This is a genomic window from Streptomyces sp. NPDC060194 (genome assembly GCF_042728285.1).
GTDB lineage: Bacteria > Actinomycetota > Actinomycetes > Streptomycetales > Streptomycetaceae > Streptomyces.
Map to the genome: position 1 here is coordinate 1 of NZ_JBHWZH010000251.1, position 4255 is coordinate 4255.

General features: G+C 72.3%; 5 protein-coding genes and 1 pseudogene. 4 read left to right on the forward strand and 2 right to left on the reverse strand.

Features of this window, described 5'->3' with window-relative positions; genetic code table 11:
• Nucleotides 1-84, reverse strand: a pseudogene (locus ACFWEG_RS28415) (AraC family transcriptional regulator); the annotation flags it as partial.
• A gap of 72 nt (nt 85-156) precedes the next feature.
• Nucleotides 157-411 (reverse strand): mycoredoxin, encoded by a 255-nt coding sequence (locus tag ACFWEG_RS28420; RefSeq protein WP_387220817.1) that lies wholly within the window; start codon nt 409-411, stop codon nt 157-159.
• 196 nt (nt 412-607) lie between these two features.
• Here ACFWEG_RS28420 and ACFWEG_RS28425 point away from each other — a divergent pair, with 196 nt between their 5' ends.
• The 4 genes from ACFWEG_RS28425 to ACFWEG_RS28440 all read left to right on the forward strand — a co-directional run bounded on the left by ACFWEG_RS28425 (nt 608) and on the right by ACFWEG_RS28440 (nt 4192).
• Entirely contained in the window at nt 608-2830 is a 2223-nt protein-coding gene (locus tag ACFWEG_RS28425) for an ATP-dependent DNA helicase UvrD2 (protein WP_387220819.1), read from the forward strand.
• Nucleotides 2831-2997: 167 nt separating this feature from the next.
• The gene (locus tag ACFWEG_RS28430; protein ID WP_387220822.1) at nt 2998-3324 is read left to right on the forward strand and encodes a hypothetical protein; all 327 of its coding nucleotides are present in this window, start codon (nt 2998-3000) and stop codon (nt 3322-3324) included.
• Nucleotides 3325-3497: 173 nt separating this feature from the next.
• Nucleotides 3498-3866, forward strand: a complete 369-nt coding sequence (locus ACFWEG_RS28435) for a WhiB family transcriptional regulator (RefSeq protein WP_387220825.1) — start codon at nt 3498-3500, stop codon at nt 3864-3866.
• Nucleotides 3863-4192, forward strand: coding sequence for a hypothetical protein (locus tag ACFWEG_RS28440; RefSeq protein WP_387220828.1), 330 nt, complete (start codon nt 3863-3865; stop codon nt 4190-4192). Before ACFWEG_RS28435 ends, ACFWEG_RS28440 begins: the two co-directional genes overlap by 4 nt.
• The last annotated feature ends 63 nt before the right edge of the window (nt 4193-4255 follow it).

The window sequence follows — 4255 nt, forward strand, 5'->3', positions numbered from 1 at the left end:
GGCCTGCGCCTCCCCGTCCAGCGGCCGCGCGTACTCCCGGTCGATCCGGTCGCGGACGCGCCGCTGGAGCGCGAGGTCGCCCAGGTGGGGCGCCGGGCGCCGTCCTCGTAAGGGACGGGCGCCCGAGGGCCCTGTGTTCCCGGCCGCGCGATGTCCTCAGGCGGTCAGCGCCTGCTTGACCTGCGCCAGGCTCGGGTTCGTCATCACGCTCTCCGCGCCGGACTCGCCCACGATCAGCAGCGTCGGGACCGTCTGGTTCCCGCCGTTCGCCTTCTCGACGAACTCCGCGGACGCCGGGTCGTGCTCGATGTTGACCTCCTCGTACGCGATGCCCTCGCGGTCCATCTGGCTCTTGAGCCGACGGCAGTAGCCGCACCACGTGGTGCTGTACATCGTCACAGTGCCCGGCATGTCTCTTCGCGCTCCTTCGGTACGGCGGCGTGCGTGCTCGCAACCGGTCGAACGCACGGGGCGCTGTGACCATTCCCGCACGCCTCCCGCCGCACCCTGCACGCTTCGGCGCGCCACCTCGGCATTCGTACGACAATCGCGTCACCCCTGTGGACAACCGACCCGGCGGTCCCGGCGGACCTGGCAGCATGGCGGGGTGACATCAGCAACGCGCTCCACTCCCTTCCCGCAGGTCCCCGACTCGGCCGACGCGGTGCTCGACGGGCTCGACCCGGAGCAGCGCGCCGTCGCCACGGCCCTGCACGGACCGGTGTGCGTGCTGGCTGGCGCGGGCACGGGCAAGACCCGCGCCATCACCCACCGGATCGCCTACGGCGTCCGCGCCGGCATCCTCCCGCCCGCCGGCGTCCTCGCCGTCACGTTCACGAACCGGGCCGCCGGCGAGATGCGCGGGCGGCTGCGCCAGCTCGGCGCCGGGGGCGTCCAGGCGCGGACGTTCCACTCCGCTGCGCTCCGGCAGCTGCAGTACTTCTGGCCGAAGGCCGTGGGCGGGTCCCTGCCCCGGCTCCTGGAGCGCAAGGCCCAGCTGGTGTCGGAGGCCGCGCACCGCAGCCGCGTCAAGCTCGACCGCAACGAGCTGCGGGACGTCACCGCCGAGATCGAGTGGTCCAAGGTCACCCAGACCGTCCCCGCCGACTACCCCGGCGCCGTCGCCAAGTCCCACCGCGAACCGCCCCGCGACCCCGCCGAGATCAGCCAGGTCTACGCGGCCTACGAGGAGCTCAAGCGCGACCGCGGCATGATCGACTTCGAGGACGTCCTGCTCCTCGACGTCGGCATCCTCCAGGACCGGCACGACATCGCCGACCAGGTCCGCCGCCAGTACCAGCACTTCGTGGTCGACGAGTACCAGGACGTCAGCCCGCTCCAGCAGCGGCTGCTCGACCTGTGGCTCGGCGACCGGGACTCCCTGTGCGTGGTCGGGGACGCGAGCCAGACCATCTACTCCTTCACCGGCGCCACCCCCGACCACCTGCTGAACTTCCGCACCCGCTTCCCGCAGGCCACCCTCGTCAAGCTGGTCCGCGACTACCGCTCCACCCCCCAGGTCGTGCACCTGGCCAACGGAGTCCTGGAACAGGCCCGCGGGCGGGCCGCCGAGCACCGCCTGGAACTGGTCTCCCAGCGCCCCGCGGGACCCGACCCCGCGTGGACGGAGTACGCCGACGAGCCCGCCGAGGCCGAGGGCACCGCCCGGCGCATCCGCGACCTCATCGCCTCGGGCGTCCCGGCCGGCGAGATCGCGGTCCTGTACCGCATCAACGCCCAGTCGGAGGTCTACGAGAACGCGCTCGCCGACGCGGGGGTGCCCTACCTGCTGCGGGGGGCCGAGCGCTTCTTCGAACGGCCGGAGGTCCGCGAGGCGATCAGCCTGCTGCGCGGCGCCGCCCGCGCGGGCGGCAACGACCGCCTGCTCGACGACGCCGTCGACCTGCCCTCCCAGGTCCGGGCCGTCCTCGGCACCAAGGGCTGGACGGCCAAGGCCCCGAGCGGCGGCTCGGGAGCCGTCCGCGACCGCTGGGAGTCCCTGGCGGCCCTCGTCCGCCTCGCCGAGGACATGGCCGAGGCCCGCTCCGGCACCGGCCTCGACGCGCTGGTCGCGGAGCTCGACGAGCGCGCCGCCGCCCAGCACGCCCCCGCCGTCGACGGGGTCACCCTCGCCTCCCTGCATGCCGCCAAGGGTCTGGAGTGGGACGCCGTGTTCGTCGTCGGCCTCACCGAGGGCATGCTCCCCATCACCTACGCCAGGACCGACGAGCAGATCGAGGAGGAGCGCCGACTGCTCTACGTCGGCGTCACCCGGGCCCGCGTCCATCTCGCACTGTCCTGGTCCCTGACCCGGTCCCCCGGGGGCCGGCCGAACCGCCGCCCCAGCACCTTCCTCGCCGGCCTGCGCCCCGGCTCGGCGGGCTCCGGCCGCTCCCGCGCGGGGAGCGCCGACGGCGGGGCCTCCGGTCAGGCCGTGACCGGCGGGCGCGGCGCCGCCGGACCCGCGCGGCGGGCCCGCCGCGGCCCCGTCCGCTGCCGGGTCTGCGGCCGCACCCTCACCGACGCCGGCGAGACGAAGCTGATGCGCTGCGAGGACTGCCCCTCGGACATGGACGAGGGCCTCTACGAGCGGCTGCGCGAGTGGCGCATGGTCCAGGCGCAGCGGACGGGACAACCCGCGTTCTGTGTGTTCACGGACAAAACGCTGATGGCCATCGCGGAAGCGGTTCCGGACGAGCCCGGAGCCCTGGCCCGGATCGCCGGCGTCGGAAACCGGAAGATGGACCGGTTCGGCGCCGACGTCCTCGCTATCTGTGCAGGTCAGGACCTGTCCGAGGGGGCGGAGCAAGCGGTTTCTGACGAGGCGTGAAAACTCGTCGCGAAAATAGTTTGCGCAGCCCCGGGCGCGCCCCATAGGTTCTTCAGCACGGGAACAGCGACTTCTCTGAAGCCCAGGACTCGTGCTGTACTGAACGACGAACTTCACACCGGACCGGCTCGCCCGGTCCCCTACGACGCCGAGAGGAGGCGATTGAAATGATCAGCATCACCATGACGGACACCAGCAAAATGACCGGTCTTTCGATCGCCCCTGCCTGCTCTCTCGGCCTCACCGCCGCCCCTGCGCTCCCCGCCACCGGTCTGTCCGGTGCCGTCGCCGTCCTTCCGGCGATCTCCGCGGTCCGTCCCGTGCGGGAGCGCAATGAGCGACCGACCAAGGCATCGGACGCAGCTGGAGCAGTGGCACAGGCCAAGGCCTATGCCTTTGCGGCGACCGGTGCCGGAGTCCAGCAGCAGACGACCGATCACGACCACACGATGTGGGCCTTCCGTGGGCTCGAACCCTGGAGCGATCCAGTCTGATCCTCGATCAGGCCGGCGCCTTCAGGGCCGCGGAATCCCACACAGGGACCGCGGCCCTTTTGTTTTGCCCGACCGGGCGGAACAGCGCGAGGAAGCCTCGGGACACAGCAGGAACCCGACAACGACCGCCTCCGGCCCACCGGCCGGAACGAAACGACGAGGAATCACCCACCGTGCAACTCGACACGCACGCCCCGTCCGTCCCGCCTCTCGAAACGACCTCGCCGCCCGGCCTCACGAAGGACACCGACTTGACCCCCCTCACCGCGCTCACCGCGCTCGACGACGCCATCGAGAACCTCGGCGTCCCCGTTCCGTGCCGCTCGTACGACCCCGAGGTCTTCTTCGCCGAGACCCCGGCCGACGTCGAGTACGCCAAGTCCCTCTGCCGTGCCTGCCCGCTGGTCGAGGCCTGCCTCGCCGGTGCGAAGGAGCGGCGCGAGCCGTGGGGCGTCTGGGGCGGGGAGCTCTTCGTCCAGGGTGTCGTCGTCGCCCGGAAGCGGCCCCGTGGTCGCCCGCGCAAGAACCCGGTCGCGGCATGAACCTCCACCGCGCCGGAACCATCGACCGCCCCCACACGCACGATCCGCAGAAGCAGGACCCGATGAGCACCACCACCAGCGAGCCCGCCGGCTCCGCGACCACAGACTTCCCGACCGCCGGGGCGTACGCCTCGCGTCAGAACAGGACCCTTGAGATGCAACTCATGCCAGAAGCCCTCGCCCGTGCCCATATGCACGAGCAGCTGCGGGAGGCCGAGCGGGAACGCCGGGCCATCCACCTGGTCTCCGCCCGCCGGATGCAGCGCCGCGCCGAGCGCGTGTCGCGCCGCGCCCGCCGCGCGCTGGCCATGGCCGTCATGCAGTAAGGGGCGGCCGCCTCGCAGCAGCACCACTTCCCTCCGCGGGGGCCGGTCCACCCAGGACCGGCC

Excerpts from the sequence above, each read along its gene's own strand:
- ACFWEG_RS28420 (WP_387220817.1), bottom strand. The coding sequence starts at position 411 with ATGCCGGGCACTGTGACGATGTACAGCACCACGTGGTGCGGCTACTGC.
- ACFWEG_RS28430 (WP_387220822.1), top strand. The coding sequence starts at position 2,998 with ATGATCAGCATCACCATGACGGACACCAGCAAAATGACCGGTCTTTCG.
- ACFWEG_RS28440 (WP_387220828.1), top strand. The coding sequence starts at position 3,863 with ATGAACCTCCACCGCGCCGGAACCATCGACCGCCCCCACACGCACGAT.